At 68.3% G+C, this 14,498-nt stretch carries 11 protein-coding genes and 1 pseudogene; 8 read left to right on the top strand and 4 right to left on the bottom strand.

Translation table 11 applies throughout. The features are described from left to right. Positions 1–566 precede the first annotated feature (566 nt). A complete protein-coding gene (locus ACZ7M2_RS32160; protein ID WP_373306538.1) occupies positions 567–1,067 on the bottom strand; it encodes an Lrp/AsnC family transcriptional regulator in 501 nt (166 codons plus the stop codon). A gap of 173 nt (positions 1,068–1,240) precedes the next feature. On the opposite strand from ACZ7M2_RS32160, the gene pdhA reads away from it, so the two are divergent. The 6 genes and pseudogenes from pdhA to ACZ7M2_RS32130 form a co-directional block, all read left to right on the top strand. Then, entirely contained in the window at positions 1,241–2,383 is a 1,143-nt protein-coding gene (gene pdhA, locus ACZ7M2_RS32155) for a pyruvate dehydrogenase (acetyl-transferring) E1 component subunit alpha (protein WP_470050088.1), read from the top strand. Then, a complete protein-coding gene (locus tag ACZ7M2_RS32150) occupies positions 2,380–3,384 on the top strand; it encodes an alpha-ketoacid dehydrogenase subunit beta (protein WP_316733725.1) in 1,005 nt (334 codons plus the stop codon). The genes pdhA and ACZ7M2_RS32150 overlap by 4 nt, the downstream gene beginning before the upstream one ends. Continuing rightward, complete coding sequence (locus ACZ7M2_RS32145) at positions 3,384–4,760, top strand: dihydrolipoamide acetyltransferase family protein (RefSeq protein WP_471598402.1); 1,377 nt, start codon at positions 3,384–3,386, stop codon at positions 4,758–4,760. Before ACZ7M2_RS32150 ends, ACZ7M2_RS32145 begins: the two co-directional genes overlap by 1 nt. A 25-nt stretch (positions 4,761–4,785) precedes the next feature. Next, positions 4,786–5,739 (top strand): NTP transferase domain-containing protein, encoded by a 954-nt coding sequence (locus ACZ7M2_RS32140; protein WP_471598302.1) that lies wholly within the window; start codon positions 4,786–4,788, stop codon positions 5,737–5,739. Further along, complete coding sequence (locus ACZ7M2_RS32135) at positions 5,736–7,130, top strand: molybdopterin molybdotransferase MoeA (RefSeq protein WP_471598301.1); 1,395 nt, start codon at positions 5,736–5,738, stop codon at positions 7,128–7,130. The genes ACZ7M2_RS32140 and ACZ7M2_RS32135 overlap by 4 nt, the downstream gene beginning before the upstream one ends. 51 nt (positions 7,131–7,181) lie before the next feature. After that, a pseudogene (locus tag ACZ7M2_RS32130) lies at positions 7,182–7,592 on the top strand (potassium channel family protein); the annotation flags it as partial. Positions 7,593–8,323: 731 nt separating this feature from the next. Here ACZ7M2_RS32130 and ACZ7M2_RS32125 read toward each other — a convergent pair. Further along, complete coding sequence (locus ACZ7M2_RS32125; protein WP_471598300.1) at positions 8,324–9,433, bottom strand: potassium channel family protein; 1,110 nt, start codon at positions 9,431–9,433, stop codon at positions 8,324–8,326. A gap of 269 nt (positions 9,434–9,702) precedes the next feature. Then, a complete protein-coding gene (locus tag ACZ7M2_RS32120) occupies positions 9,703–10,038 on the bottom strand; it encodes a hypothetical protein (RefSeq protein WP_471598299.1) in 336 nt (111 codons plus the stop codon). A gap of 706 nt (positions 10,039–10,744) precedes the next feature. Between ACZ7M2_RS32120 and ACZ7M2_RS32115 the strand changes: the two genes are divergently transcribed. After that, the gene (locus tag ACZ7M2_RS32115) at positions 10,745–12,178 is read left to right on the top strand and encodes a sensor histidine kinase (RefSeq protein ID WP_471598298.1); all 1,434 of its coding nucleotides are present in this window, start codon (positions 10,745–10,747) and stop codon (positions 12,176–12,178) included. Between the two features lie 106 nt (positions 12,179–12,284). On the opposite strand, the gene ACZ7M2_RS32110 is transcribed toward ACZ7M2_RS32115, so the two are convergent. Then, positions 12,285–13,637 (bottom strand): tetratricopeptide repeat protein, encoded by a 1,353-nt coding sequence (locus tag ACZ7M2_RS32110; RefSeq protein WP_471598297.1) that lies wholly within the window; start codon positions 13,635–13,637, stop codon positions 12,285–12,287. A gap of 176 nt (positions 13,638–13,813) precedes the next feature. Here ACZ7M2_RS32110 and ACZ7M2_RS32105 point away from each other — a divergent pair, with 176 nt between their 5' ends. Continuing rightward, positions 13,814–14,380, top strand: coding sequence for an ATP-binding protein (locus ACZ7M2_RS32105; RefSeq protein ID WP_471598296.1), 567 nt, complete (start codon positions 13,814–13,816; stop codon positions 14,378–14,380). Positions 14,381–14,498 lie beyond the last annotated feature (118 nt).

Raw genomic sequence — 14,498 nt, 5'->3', positions numbered from 1 at the left:
CCTTCGGACTCTGGGGCATCGGTCCCGGCCTTTCGACCCGTGGGCTCTCAGCTCCCTGGCCCTTCGTCCCCGGCCCTCGGACTCTGGGGCATCGGTCCCGGCCTTTCGACCCGTGGGCTCTCAGCTCCCTGGCCCTTCGTCCCCGGCCCTCGGACTCTGGGGCATCGGTCCTGGCCCTCCGACCCGCGGGCCCTCAGGCCCCTGGCCCTCCGCCCCCGGGCCCCCAGGACTCTGGGCCATCGGCCCGCCGCCCCCCCCGGTCCCAGGCATTCGCTCTCCACCCCCCCCGGGCTCCCAGGCCCTGGCTCTCCAACCCCCTGGGCTCCCGGTCCTGGCTCTTCCGCCCCAGGCCTTGGTTCGATTCTTCGGCCTCGGGGCGGGAGGTCCGGCCCCGAGGCGGGCTCCAGGGGACCGCGCCTCGGAGCCGGGCCCGGTGGCGAGGGGGCCTGGCCGGTTTCCGTCGCCGGGTTCCGGGCGGGGTTCCGGCCGCCGGACCGAGGCTCCGGCCTCAAGCCGCGGGTCCAAGACCGTCCCGGCGCCGGTGCCACACGTCTCTCACCGCCCCCTCACCCCTCCGGCTCGAGGTCCTCCTCCTCGAAGACCAGGAGCGTGCGGGTGCTGAGGACCTCGGGGATGGCCTGGAGGCGGGTGAGGACCAGTTCGCGGAGGGCCCTGTTGTCGGGGGTGTGCACCAGGAGCAGGACATCGAAGTCGCCGCCCACCAGGGCGATGTGGGAGGCGCCCGGCAGCACCCTGAGCTGCTCACGGACCGTGCGCCAGGAGTTCTGCACGATCTTGAGGGTGATGTACGCGGACGTACCCTGCCCGGCGCGTTCGTGGTCGACGCGCGCCCCGAAGCCGCGGATCACACCGTCCTCGATGAGTCGGTTGATCCGCGCGTAGGCGTTGGCGCGGGACACATGCACCCGTTCGGCCACGGAGCGTATCGAGGCGCGGCCGTCCGCCTGGAGCATCTGCAGGATGTCCTGATCGATGGCGTCGAGCGGACGGGCGGGCGGCGGGACGGGGCCGGCCTCCGACGGCTCGGCCATTTGTTCAGGTGCCATGTCCCCCCGCCTCCCTACCATGGACGTACTGCGTCCATCTCAGGCTGTGCAGAACCGTTTGTCCACAGCCTGGCGGTGCCTGTAGCCAAAATGTGCCGACGACCGAACAATCGGTAGGTGAGGCGCCTCACACCCGTGCAGCGCCCAAGCCGCTCCCACGAGGAGGTGCCGTCATGACGGTCATGGAGCAGCGAGGCGCTTACCGGCCCACGCCGCCGCCCGCCTGGCAGCCCCGCACCGACCCCGCGCCGCTGCTGCCCGACGCGCTGCCCCACCGCGTCCTCGGCACCGAAGCCGCCGCGCAGGTCGACCCGGGCCTGCTGCGCCGTCTGTACGCGGAGCTGGTGCGCGGTCGTCGCTACAACGCGCAGGCCACCGCCCTCACCAAGCAGGGCCGCCTCGCCGTCTACCCGTCCAGCACCGGCCAGGAGGCCTGCGAGGTCGCCGCCGCACTCGTCCTCGAGGAGCGCGACTGGCTCTTCCCGAGCTACCGCGACACCCTCGCCGCCGTCGCCCGCGGCCTCGACCCCGTTCAGGCCCTCACCCTCCTGCGCGGCGACTGGCACACCGGCTACGACCCCCACGAGCACCGCATCGCACCCCTGTGCACCCCCCTGGCCACCCAGCTTCCGCACGCTGTGGGCCTCGCGCACGCCGCCCGTCTCAAGGGCGACGACGTGGTCGCGCTCGCCCTGGTCGGCGACGGCGGCACCAGCGAGGGCGACTTCCACGAGGCGCTGAACTTCGCGGCGGTCTGGCAGGCCCCGGTCGTCTTCCTCGTCCAGAACAACGGCTTCGCCATCTCCGTCCCGCTCGCCAAGCAGACCGCCGCCCCCTCCCTGGCCCACAAGGCCGTGGGCTACGGAATGCCCGGCCGGCTGGTCGACGGCAACGACGCGGCGGCCGTGCACGAGGTCCTGAGCGACGCCGTGCGCCACGCGCGCGCGGGAGGCGGTCCGACGCTGGTCGAGGCCGTGACGTACCGCATGGAAGCCCACACGAACGCCGACGACGCCACCCGCTACCGCGGCGACTCCGAGGTCGAGACCTGGCGGGCGCACGACCCGATCGCCCTCCTGGAGCGCGAGTTGACCGAGCGCGGCCTGCTCGACGACGACGGCATACGGGAGGCCCGCGAGGCCGCCGAGATCATGGCCGCCGACCTGCGCGCCCGCATGAACCAGGACCCGGTGCTCGACCCCATGGACCTCTTCGCCCACGTGTACGCCGAGCCCACACCACAACTGCGCGAGCAGGAGGCGCTGTTGCGCGCCGAGCTCGCGGCCGAGGCCGAGTCGGAGGGTACGGCCCGATGACCACCGTCGCGCTCAAACCCGCCACCATGGCGCAGGCCCTGACCCGCGCGCTCCGCGACGCCATGGCCGCCGACCCGACCGTCCATGTCATGGGCGAGGACGTCGGCACCCTGGGCGGCGTCTTCCGCGTCACCGACGGGCTCGCCAAGGAGTTCGGCGAGGACCGTTGCACGGACACCCCGCTCGCCGAGGCAGGCATCCTGGGGACAGCAGTCGGCATGGCCATGTACGGACTCAGGCCGGTCGTGGAGATGCAGTTCGACGCGTTCGCCTACCCGGCGTTCGAGCAGCTGATCTCGCACGTGGCACGGATGCGCAACCGCACCCGCGGTGCCATGCCGCTCCCGATCACCATCCGGGTTCCGTACGGCGGCGGCATCGGCGGCGTCGAGCACCACAGCGACTCCTCCGAGGCGTACTACATGGCGACTCCGGGACTCCATGTCGTCACGCCCGCGACCGTCGCCGACGCCTACGGGCTGCTGCGCGCCGCCATCGCCTCCGACGACCCGGTCGTCTTCCTGGAGCCCAAGCGCCTGTACTGGTCGAAGGACTCCTGGAACCCCGACGAGCCGACGGCCGTCGACCCGATCGGCCGCGCGGTGGTGCGGCGCGCGGGCCGCAGCGCCACGCTCATCACGTACGGGCCGTCCGTGCCCGTCTGCCTGGAGGCGGCCGAGGCGGCGCGGGCCGAGGGCTGGGACCTCGAAGTCGTCGACCTGCGCTCCCTCGTGCCCTTCGACGACGAGACCGTGGCGGCATCGGTGCGGCGGACCGGCCGCGCCGTCGTCGTGCACGAAGCCGGTGGTTACGGCGGCCCGGGCGGCGAGATCGCGGCCCGCGTCACCGAGCGCTGCTTCCACCACCTGGAGGCGCCGGTGCTGCGCGTCGCCGGATTCGACATCCCGTACCCGCCGCCGATGCTGGAGCGGCACCACCTGCCCGGCGTCGACCGGATCCTGGACGCCGTGGGGCGCCTGCAATGGGAGGCGGACAGCTGATGGCCCAGGTGCTGGAGTTCAAGCTCCCCGACCTCGGTGAGGGCCTCACCGAGGCGGAGATCGTCCGCTGGCTGGTGGAGGTCGGTGACGTCGTCGCCGTCGACCAGCCCGTCGTCGAGGTCGAGACGGCCAAGGCGATGGTCGAGGTCCCCTGCCCCTACGGAGGCGTGGTCACCGCACGCTTCGGCGAGGAGGGCACGGAACTGCCCGTGGGTTCCCCCCTGTTGACCGTAGCGGTCGGCGCGCCACCCTCCGGCGAAGAGACCGAGGGCTCCGGCAACGTGCTGGTGGGGTACGGCACCGGGGCACCGCCGGCGCGACGCAGAAGGGTACGGCCGACCGCCGGGGCGACCACACCGTCCGGGGCGCACACGCAGACCCGGCCCGCGCACCACCCCGTCGCCGACAACCACCCGGGCGCCCCGGCGCACGAACCCAGGCCGGCCCGCGACCACATCGCGTCGCCGGTACGCGCCGACGGCCCCGTACCGGTGATCTCCCCGCTCGTCCGCAGGCTCGCCCGGGAGAACGGCCTGGACCTGCGGACCCTGGTGGGTTCCGGCCCCGACGGACTGATCCTGCGGTCGGACGTGGAGCACGCGTTGCGCTCGGCCGGCACCCCGGTCCGGCAGCCGGAAACCCCGCTCGCCCCCGAACCAACCCCCGTGGCCCCCGCACCTGCCACGGCCGGCACCCGTATCCCCCTCCGGGGCATCCGCGGCACGGTCGCCGACAAACTCTCCCGCAGCCGTCGCGAGATCCCCGACGCGACCTGTTGGGTGGACGCCGACGCGACGGAACTCCTGCACGCGCGCAGGGCGATGAACGCCACCGGCGGTCCCAAGATCTCCCTGCTGGCGCTCCTCGCCCGCATCTGCACCGCCGCACTGGCCCGCTACCCGGAGCTCAACTCCACGGTCGACACGGAAGCCCGCGAGATCGTCCGCCTCGACCACATCCACCTGGGCTTCGCGGCACAGACCGAACGCGGTCTCGTCGTCCCCGTCGTCCGGGACGCCCACACGCGCGACGCGGAATCGCTGAGCGCGGAGTTCGCCCGGCTGACCGGGGCCGCACGCACCGGCACGCTGACACCGGCGGAACTCACGGGCGGCACCTTCACGTTGAACAACTACGGAGTGTTCGGCGTCGACGGCTCCACGCCGATCATCAACCACCCCGAGGCCGCCATGCTCGGCGTCGGCCGGATCGTCCCCAAGCCGTGGGTGTACGAGGGCGAGCTGGCCGTGCGCCAGGTCGTCCAGCTCTCGCTCACCTTCGACCACCGGGTGTGCGACGGCGGCACGGCGGGCGGCTTCCTGCGCCATGTGGCGGACTGCGTCGAACAGCCGGCGGTGTTCCTGCGTTCCCTGTGATCGCGGCGGCACGCATACTCGGGGGATGACCGCGTACGAGCCACCGGGCACCCCCGGCCCCGCCGCCCCGTACGACGCCGTCGTCCTCGCGGGCGGCGCCGCCCGCCGGCTCGGCGGAGCGGACAAGCCCGGTCTGCGCGTGGGCGGGCGCCCGTTGCTCGACCGGGTGCTCGCCGCCTGCACCACCGCCACCACCACGGTGGTCGTCGCCGAGCCCCGAGAGACCGCGCGCCCCGTGGAGTGGGCACGCGAGGAGCCGCCCGGCGGGGGGCCGCTCGCCGCGCTCGACGCCGGCCTGCGGCACATCTCGGCGGAACACGTCGTGGTGCTCTCCGCCGACCTGCCGTTCCTGGATCAGGCGACGGTACGGCGCCTGCTGGACGCCCTGCGGACGGGCGACGCCCCCCAGGATCCGGCGCGACCCGACGGCGTGCTGCTCACCGACCCCGACGGCCACGATCAGCCGCTCGTGGCCGCCTACCGCGCGGACGCCCTGCGCCGGGAGCTGACCGTGCTCACCGTCGCCCACGGCGGAGTCACCGGGCTGCCGCTGCGGCGGCTCACCGCCGCGCTCGACCTCACCCGCATCTCCGACCCCGTCGCGTCCTTCGACTGCGACACCTGGGACGACATTGCCGCCGCCCGGGCCCGCATCAGGGAGCATGGGAACGTGTTGGATGAATGGATTTCCGCAGTCAAGAACGAGCTGGGCATCGACCTGGACGTCGACACCGGCGCTCTGCTCGACGTGGCCCGCGACGCCGCGCACGGTGTGGCCCGGCCCGCGGCGCCGCTGACCACGTTCCTCGTGGGATACGCCGCCGCACAGGCCGGGGGAGGCCCCGAGGCCGTCGCGGAGGCATCCCGCAAGGCCGCGGCACTCGCGCTCCGCTGGGCGGCCGAGGACACCCCCGACGCCAAGCCGACCTCGGGCGCCATGCCGACCCCCGACGCCAAGCCGACCCCCGACGCCGGATGAACGCGCCCCGCGCCCGGCCCCTCGGTCAGGACGCCGACGACCTCGACGTGGAGGAGGCCCTGGCCTTGGTCAAGGACCCCCGAGGCGCGTCCGGCCCCCGGCACGGCCACGGCACCCCCGCGGTCCCCGCGCCCACATCGGAGGGCGAGAGCCGCCCCCACGCCCCCGACAGCGCCAAGGGCAAGGGCGACGGACACAGGGCAACCCCCTGGCCCCAGGCCCGTACGACCGCCGAGCGGGCCGCCCGTTCCGTCCCGCGGCGCGCCCCCGTCTCCGTGTCCCTGGACGCGGCGCTCGGTCTGGTCCTCGCCGCCCCGCTCGCCGCGCTCACCGACCTGCCCTCCTTCGACACCTCCGCGATGGACGGCTATGCGGTAGCCGGACCCGGCCCCTGGGACCTCCGCGAGGAGCGGGTACTCGCGGGCCACGCGAAGCCGGACCCGCTCATCGACGGCGAGGCGGTGCGGATCGCCACCGGCGCGCGCATCCCTCAGGACGCCACCGCCGTGCTGCGCAGCGAGCACGGGCGCCTCGACGACAAGGGGCGGCTGCACGCCACCCGGGAGGCCGTGCACGGGCAGGACATCCGGCCCCGTGGTCAGGAGTGCCGCAGCGGCGACCAGCTCCTGCCGGACGGCGCCCTGGTCACCCCCGCCGTGCTGGGCCTCGCCGCGGCCGCGGGCTACGACACCCTCACCGTGATTCCCCGCCCCCGTGCCGAAGTCCTCGTCCTCGGTGACGAACTGCTCACCGAGGGGCTCCCCCAGGAGGGCTTGATCCGGGACGCGCTCGGGCCGATGCTGCCGCCCTGGCTGCGCTCGCTCGGTGCCGAGGTCCTCGCGGTACGCAGGCTGGGCGACGACGCCAAGGCCCTGCACAAGGCGATCACCCGCTCCGACGCCGACCTGATCGTCACGACCGGGGGCACCGCCTCGGGCCCCGTCGACCACGTTCACCCCACCCTGAGCCGCATCGGCGCCCAACTCCTCGTGGACGGCGTCAAGGTCCGCCCGGGTCACCCCATGGTCCTGGCCCGCACCAAGGAGAACCAGCACCTCGTCGGCCTGCCCGGTAACCCCCTGGCGGCCGTCTCCGGCCTGCTGACGCTCGCCGAGCCCCTCCTGCGCGTCCTGGCAGGGCGGTCGGCACCGGAGCCGTACACGCTGCCGCTCGGGGACACGGTCCACGGGCACCCGTACGACACCCGGCTCATCCCCGTCGTGGTGCGTGCCGACCGGGCCGTGCCGCTGCACTACAACGGTCCGGCCATGCTGCGGGGCATCGCGGCGTCCGACGCCCTCGCGGTCGTACCACCCGGTGGCGCCCGTGCGGGCCAGGAGCTGGAACTCCTCGATCTGCCCTGGGCGTTGGCCGGTATGGGGAATGCCTGAGATGAGTGGGGGCATGAACCGGACGGTGAGCCGGATCGGGGAGTGTTTCACGTGAAACTGCCGGGCCATGACGCGATCGCCCGCCAAGCGGACGAGCATCTCGTGACCCACCGGGTGAACCTGCCGAGAAAAGTCGTGGAACGCCCCATCCGCCAGGTCGTCAAACGCCTGGCGATGGCCTTGTTCGTGCTCGCCGCGACCGCCTTCATCGTCTGGGCCGACCGCGATGGCTACCACGACAACGCGGGTGACGGCGTCGATTTCCTCGACTCCCTCTACTACGCCACCGTCACCCTCTCGACCACCGGATACGGCGACATCACCCCGGTCAGCGACGCCGCCCGGCTCACCAACATCTTCGTCATCACGCCGCTGCGCGTGCTGTTCCTGATCATCCTGGTCGGCACCACGCTCGAGGTCCTCACGGAACGCACCCGCGAGGAGTGGCGATTGAACCGCTGGAGTCAACGCTTTGCTCGATGTGCCACAGAGTCGCGACGCGAAGGACGCCTGCTGACAAGGCTGTGATCGTGCCAAAGACCCGTTGGAACTGCGAGCCCGATGGTTGAGCTGGCCTGGGCCGCTCATCGTGAGGCTTCCCCCGACTCTGCGTCGTTGAGGGATGTCTCCCTTTCGCCAGGATCACGCATGGCCCGGCGCGCACGATGCCATGAGGCGAAGAAGCCAGGGAGGGCATCGAGGAAGTCCTGTAGCTGTTGTACGAAGCCCTTCAACGACCAAATGAAGATAGCGAGCACGCCGAAAACGGCGAGTACTGCCAAAATGAGGAACCCATCCACCAGCTGAGACCTTTCCAAACATGGTGGCCTAGCTGGGGGCATGGCAGACCTCAGCCTTGGCCACTACGTGGACGCGCTTACGCGTACACGTGCGACTAAGAGCTGAGGCTCTGCCGACGCAGAACTTCAGTAGTAGACGACTGAAAGGCAGTCATCTAACTTTTGATCATCGAATCTAGGATGTCGCCCCGGTTGCTTGTGACTTCCGAGACGAAGTCCTGCGACGTTTCCTGTTGCGTCGGCTTCAGGAGTTCGCCGCCAGTGATTATCGGCTCTCGCCGTACTCGGTACTTTAGTGGTATCGGGAGCTTCTACGACGGCCAGGAGCAAAGATTCACCCGTTGGGGTCACAGACTGTGTGGGATCAACGCTTGGCAGATGTACCACAGAGCTTCAGTTCAGGTGAGTTGCCCGGCTGATCGTGACGAGGCGGTCCCCAAGCTTGAGGTTCCCGAGCTGGGGATCGGCGTAGTCCAGCACCTTCTTGTTGCGTACGACTGCCACGACAGGATCCACACACCCTCGGGGTGACCGCCCGACCTCATCTTGTGACACGGGGCGTTCTGTGAGGTCCAACCCGCTGCCCTGGGCCATGAGGTCCTCAAGTGTCTGGGCCGCAGCAGGGCTGACCACTGAGACCCCGAGCAATCGGCCGGCTGAGCTGGAGCTCGTGATCACGGCGTCCGCGCCGCTCTGCTTCAACAGCGGAACGTTCTCGTCTTCCCGCACTGCGGCGACGATGGTTGCTCGCTTGTTGAGCTGGCGCGCTGTAAGGGTGACCAATGCTGCTGTGTCGTCGCGCTGAGGGGCAACGATCACGTGGGCAGCACTCTGCAACTCGGCCTTTCGAAGGGTGTCTGAGCGGGTGGCGTCTCCGAGGACCGACACCAGCCCGTCGCTGCTGGCTGCCTCCACGGTCTGCCGCTGCGGGTCGACAACAACGATCTCGTCTCTGCGGATGCCTTGCCCTAGAAGCGTTTCGATGGCCTGCCGGCCCTTGGTCCCGTAACCGACGACGACCACGTGATCTCGCATGCGGGAGCGCCAGCGATGGACACGCACCTGTTGGCGGGTGCGCTCGGTGAGCACTTCGAGCGTGGTGCCGACCAGGATGATCAGGAATAGCACGCGCAGCGGCGTGATGACGAAGATGTTGGTGAGCCGGGCGGCATCGCTGACCGGGGTGATGTCGCCGTATCCGGTGGTTGAGAGGGTGACGGTCGCGTAGTACGCGGCATCGAGGAAGTCGACGCTGCCGTCGGAGTTGTCGTTGTAGCCGTCACGGTCGAACCAGACGAGAAACGTAGTGACGGCTAGTACCAATAGGGCCATGGCCAAGCGCCGTAGAACCTGCTGGAGAGGCGGCACGCTGCTCTCGATGGGCATGGTGATTGAACGTCCGGCCTCGGCATCATCCAGAGCCTCGGCTCGCGACCGGTACCAGAGAGACCGGAGAATCGAGAACTTGCCTGCTCTGTGCACTGGCTGCTTCTCGTCCTTCATGACATGTCCTCTGCGATGGGCGGTCAGGTAGTCAACTCGTGTCCTATCGTCGTGGATCAACGACGGCTGCGGTCGCCGAAGTGCCCAGCCCGTCGTGTGCTTGCCATACGGCTCATCCCTGGATCACCGAGGCCGTTTGGCTTTCCACGTTGGTGGCGCGTGCTACCTGTGCGATAAACGCCAAGCTAAGGGTCGGCCCGAAAAGTCAAAACGGTCCGCCGGGATCCGGCGGACCGTCATGAAATGCCGAGGCTAGTCAACCATGGGGCTCATTCGGTGAACCAGGGGCCCGAATGGTATACGTTGTCACCATTCCAAGAGACGCTCATCTGGTAGTCGTAGAGAGCGTTGATATCGTAGACCTTTGAGTCGCATCCGGAATCGCCGCCATCGTCTAGCGACAGGACAACCCTTTGAGTCCCGTGGATGTCTCTGCTAATCAAAATGGCTGATACACCATGGCCGTCAGCTTTGGTATCACAGACCGTGAAATGGTCACCGTTGTCTGCAAATTCGAAGTATCCTCGACCACTAGGCAGGGTGACGTACTTGTACGAGTCGGCGCTCGCTGGAGACGCCGAGAGGGTTATTGCAATGGTGGCCACTGCGCTGGCCGCGGCTATTCGGCCAACCCTCGACTTGGCCGCCGACCTAAGTGCACTACTCCTGGAGAACAAAACTCAACCCCTCCTGGTCGCGAATAGATGAATTCGCACATCAGTTCCATCGGGGTTGAAGTTATCACCGATTCGAGAGCAGTAGACTTCACTGTCAAATCTGGCTTGAATTAATATTGGGCGACCGAGCGGCGATCACATTGATGGTGATTTTTACCCATAAATTCCGTTCAAGTAACGACCGCGATATGAGGGGCGAGCTTCGGGTGTGGCGAGAATCGTTCACATCCCGGCCAGCTAGGCGCTACCGTCACGTCTCCGCGATCGGGGTGCTACCGCCCTTCGCGTGGATCGGCCTCACCTGTCGCGCTATGCGCAACCCATCAAACCGTCATTCGCCGTCCAGCTGGGCCAGCCCCCTGTTCCTTCACCTAGTTCTCATCTCGGCCCCTCACACTGCCCTTATGCACATCACAGGGGAGGGCGCCAGGTGGGCGTCCTGGCGCAGCAAGACTGTGCGGCTGGGGCTACTGCCCTGGCGTACTCGCCCGACCGCTACGCATGCGTGCCCAGCATCCGCGCCGAGGCGAAGTCGACATGACGAGACGGTGGGAGGCAAGCTGTGCACCCACACTGAAGGGCGCTCACTGCACAGGCGCTGCGCTACGGCCAAAACGCGGAAGAACGCCCACCGATGAAGACATATTCGCGACGTACGTCTCTGCGTACACGGCTTGGTCTACTCGCCGCAGCTGCTGTGGCCGTCGCCGTGACGGGGGCTGCAGTCGCGGCTTGGTTGCTCACCGAGCGGCAACTTAACAGTCAACTCGACTCCAACCTCCGCAGCGTCCAGGCATCACCGGCGTACGTCCAAGGCCTCCTGAGGACGTGTCAGTTCCCCGAGCCTCCGGCTGGCCAAAGCACGAGTGATCGCACGCCGACTCCCTACACGGTTCAAGTCGTCACCAGTGACGGGACTGTATGCACTGCTCCTGGAAGTTCCGCTATCAAGGTCAACGCCAGTGACCTTGCTGTGGCCCGCGGACTCCGACGAGATGCATTGCACAACGCCGAGTCTGAAAACGGGCAAGCTATGCGGGTCGTCACCTCGCAACCCGACCGCTTTGCAGAGTCAGGCGGGAACTACGCGGTGTCGATTGCACAACCTCTGAGCGTGGTTTCTAAGCCCTTGGACGGTCTCGCGTGGCTCCTCCTAGGGGTCACTGGGGTGGGAGTGCTAGGGGCCGCTACTGCCGGAGTCGGTATTGCCCGTGCCGGACTGCGTCCGGTGAAGCAGCTCACGGACGCCACCGAGCACATTGCCCGGACCGAGGATCTGTCGGTACGGATCCCAGTCGATGGTGGCGACGAGGTCGCGCGCCTCGCGGACTCCTTCAACGCGATGACAGTTGCCCTGGCCTCCTCTCGCGAGCGACAGCAGCAGTTGATCGCAGATGCAGGACATGAGCTGCGAACACCTCTGACCTCCTTGCGGACAAATATCGAGCTGCTGATCCGCAGCGAGAAGACGGGTAGGGAGCTTCCCGCCGGCGTGCGCGGGGATCTCCTGACTTCTGTTGAGGCCCAAATCGGGGAATTGGCCGGTCTCATCGGCGACCTTCAAGAGCTCTCCCGGCCAGACGCCACGCCAGGTAGTGCGTCCATGCAGCTTGTCGCGCTTCACGAGGTGGCCAGTCGTGCCCTTGCAAGGGCACGACTTCGAGGCAAGGAGCTGGAGTTCACCTGCAAGATGGAGGATTGGTTCATCTGGGCAGAGCCTGCCGCTCTTGAACGCGCTGTGGTGAACCTGCTGGACAACGCCGTGAAGTTCTCACCGGCCGGGAGCACGGTTTCGCTGCGTCTCGAAGCAGGACAACTCTCGATAGAGGACGAAGGCCCAGGTATCCCGTCAGACGAACTCCCGCATGTCTTCGAACGCTTCTGGCGCTCGCCCTCAGCACGCAGTCTCCCAGGGAGCGGCCTCGGTTTGGCCATCGTTGCCAGGGCGGTGCATGCATCTGGCGGAACTGTCGGACTTCACGCGGCGCCAGGTGGCGGCACCTTGGCAATCATGACCATTCCCGGGGCGCGAACTCCGCCGCCGAAAACCCCTCCGCGTGCGGTATAACCCTGGATCGAACAGCAGGGTCGTGACTCTTCGTCACACCCGACAGGCCCCAGGTCTCGCTGTGAACGTGTGAGGCCCTCAGTTGAGAGCCTCGGGTGCGATCGGGTCAGAAGGGAAGTTCGGGGCCGGCTGCGCCTCGCTTGATGGTCATGACCCGCTCGTGGAAGTCGCGTGAGGCGGGCTCGCGTGGGTACCGGGAGCGGAGTTCCTTGTCTAGCTCGTCGGCGACTAAAAGCAGTGACGGGAGAGATTTCCGGTCGGCTTCGAGAGCCGTAGTGCCCATGCCGATGGCTTCTTCGATCTCGCCGGTTCGTGCGGCGGCGACACCGAGTGTGAGGCGGGCCTCCGCGGCACGCATGGGAGAAATCTCGGTCCCGTCGGGGCCCGTGCTGATGCGGATCACTGACCGGGCGTGGGCGGCGGCGCGTTCGTCGTCTCCGAGTAGGCGGTACGCATCCATCTCGTAGAAGTCCCACTTGTCCGGATCGATGATGAAGTGGTGCTCGGGGTGGTCCGGGCGGGGCAGTCGATCCAGCCTCGCGCGTCCGGCGTCTAGGGAATCGCGGACCAGGCGAGCGTCTCCCATGCGGGCGGCGGCGCGTGCCTTGTGCGCGTACAGCTGTACGCCGACGGAATGCGATTGGTCGGCGGAGTGTCCGGCTTCAACGGCGCGGAGCATGTCGTCCCAGCGGCTTTGGGTGAGGGCGAACCACGCCTCGATCTCCCAGGCCCATGCCTTGATCTCGCCGTGTCCTGCTTCATCGCCGATCCGGAGCGCTGCGGCTTTGCTGAGGTTGGCGGCCTCCCGCTGGCCCCGGTCGTACTGAACGCATGCGTTCAGCAAGAACAGCCAGCCGGTGTCAACGAGAAGCTCTCGATGCTGGCGCAGGGTCATGCGGCCTTCGAGTTGCTTGGTGACGTACTGCAGGCCGTTCCGGGTGCGCTGGTGGAGATAGTCCGCGTCGGCGTAGGGATAGGCGCGGGCCAACTGGTCGATGCCTTGCTCGATCGACTCCAGGGCTGCGCTGTTGATGCTGGACATCTCGGTCCGCCGTAGCAACTCGGCGACGTCCCACAGTCCCGCACCGCCCTGGGCGAGCAGGGTGCTCGGGTCATCCGGCACCGAGATAGTTGCCCCTCGCTCCACTTCCCACGGTCGTGGAGTCAGTCCCGCAAGGTGGCCCGGAATGCGTAGTCCATCCACCATTTCAAGAATCTTGCGGTGCTGCGTGATCCGAGGGCGAACGCCCTTGCCGTCGGTCTCCGGCCGGGCCATCTTGCCGATGTGCTCGCGCTTGTAGCCGATTGCCTCGGCGATCTTGGCGTAGCTGACCTTGCCGTGGAGCCGGGCGAGTCTGAAGACCTCGCCGAAGTCGTGGTTGGCGATCGCTGAACGCACGTCCGCGCGTTCCAGCACGTGCGGCGGCAACGCGGCCGGCGTCGGAGCAGCTTCGGTCATTTCACTTCCCCATTGTGACTGACCTGACCTGATGTTCCTTCTGTGTCCGTCCCGCGAGTGTACCCACGAGGGGGGTCCCCAAGAGGGGGGAGCGACGGCCGGTACAAGGGGTGCACCCTCTGTCCACCCTGCCGGAACGCCCCGGCAGACGTGACCAGAGACGGGCGGCTGTGGGCATGGATGCGAGAAGAACAGAGCAGCGCAAACACGTGGTGAGCGAACTGGATGCGTTCGCTCACTGGTACGTGGCGCCTGATCCCTCCTCGGCCGGGCACTTCTTGACGCTGACGCTCTTCGCCGAGTTTCCTGACACGCTTCGCGTTGCGCGCAACATGACGGCCACGTTCCTTCAGGGGGCGGGCGCGGATGCGGCCGTGGATGATGCCCGGCTGATCGTCTCGGAACTCGTCGGCAACGTGGTGAACCATGCGGTGCCGGACCGCTGCTTGGCTCATCCCGGTGGAAATCGGCGCATCGATGTGACCTTCAAGTTGTGGCCGAAGTGGCTGTTCGTCGGGGTCACCGATGAGGACTCGACACCCCCTCTGCTCCCGTTGGGAGACACCTTCTCTCCGGGCCTGCTGGGGGAGCTGGCGGAAGCGGTGTTACCCGACAGCGGCCGGGGGCTGCTGATCGTTCAACGCTTGGCAGCGGCGGTCTGGTGGACGCCGGAGGAGCCGGGCGGCAAGACCGTTTGGTGCCGGTTCGACCTCGACAGCGAAACCGGAGACAGACAGCTTTGACGATCTCCGAGCCGTCGCGCCCTCGTTGCCCCCTGGCGATCGGGAGTGGACGGCGGCTCGGGGCCGGAGCCATCCCTCCGGCCAACGGGGCGCGGTCTCCTGGGCTTGATCCGCCGGG

The organism is Streptomyces sp. NPDC111507, from assembly GCF_055638955.1.
The sequence above is the reverse complement of the archived record's forward strand: the minus strand, read 5'-3'. Positions and strand labels throughout refer to the sequence as shown.

Bases quoted from the DNA above. Each gene is read 5' to 3' on its own strand.
- ACZ7M2_RS32160 (WP_373306538.1), bottom strand. From the start codon at position 1,067: ATGGCACCTGAACAAATGGCCGAGCCGTCGGAGGCCGGCCCCGTCCCG.
- pdhA (WP_470050088.1), top strand. From the start codon at position 1,241: ATGACGGTCATGGAGCAGCGAGGCGCTTACCGGCCCACGCCGCCGCCC.
- ACZ7M2_RS32150 (WP_316733725.1), top strand. From the start codon at position 2,380: ATGACCACCGTCGCGCTCAAACCCGCCACCATGGCGCAGGCCCTGACC.
- ACZ7M2_RS32145 (WP_471598402.1), top strand. From the start codon at position 3,384: ATGGCCCAGGTGCTGGAGTTCAAGCTCCCCGACCTCGGTGAGGGCCTC.
- ACZ7M2_RS32140 (WP_471598302.1), top strand. From the start codon at position 4,786: ATGACCGCGTACGAGCCACCGGGCACCCCCGGCCCCGCCGCCCCGTAC.
- ACZ7M2_RS32135 (WP_471598301.1), top strand. From the start codon at position 5,736: ATGAACGCGCCCCGCGCCCGGCCCCTCGGTCAGGACGCCGACGACCTC.
- ACZ7M2_RS32125 (WP_471598300.1), bottom strand. From the start codon at position 9,433: ATGAAGGACGAGAAGCAGCCAGTGCACAGAGCAGGCAAGTTCTCGATT.
- ACZ7M2_RS32115 (WP_471598298.1), top strand. From the start codon at position 10,745: ATGAAGACATATTCGCGACGTACGTCTCTGCGTACACGGCTTGGTCTA.
- ACZ7M2_RS32110 (WP_471598297.1), bottom strand. From the start codon at position 13,637: ATGACCGAAGCTGCTCCGACGCCGGCCGCGTTGCCGCCGCACGTGCTG.
- ACZ7M2_RS32105 (WP_471598296.1), top strand. From the start codon at position 13,814: ATGGATGCGAGAAGAACAGAGCAGCGCAAACACGTGGTGAGCGAACTG.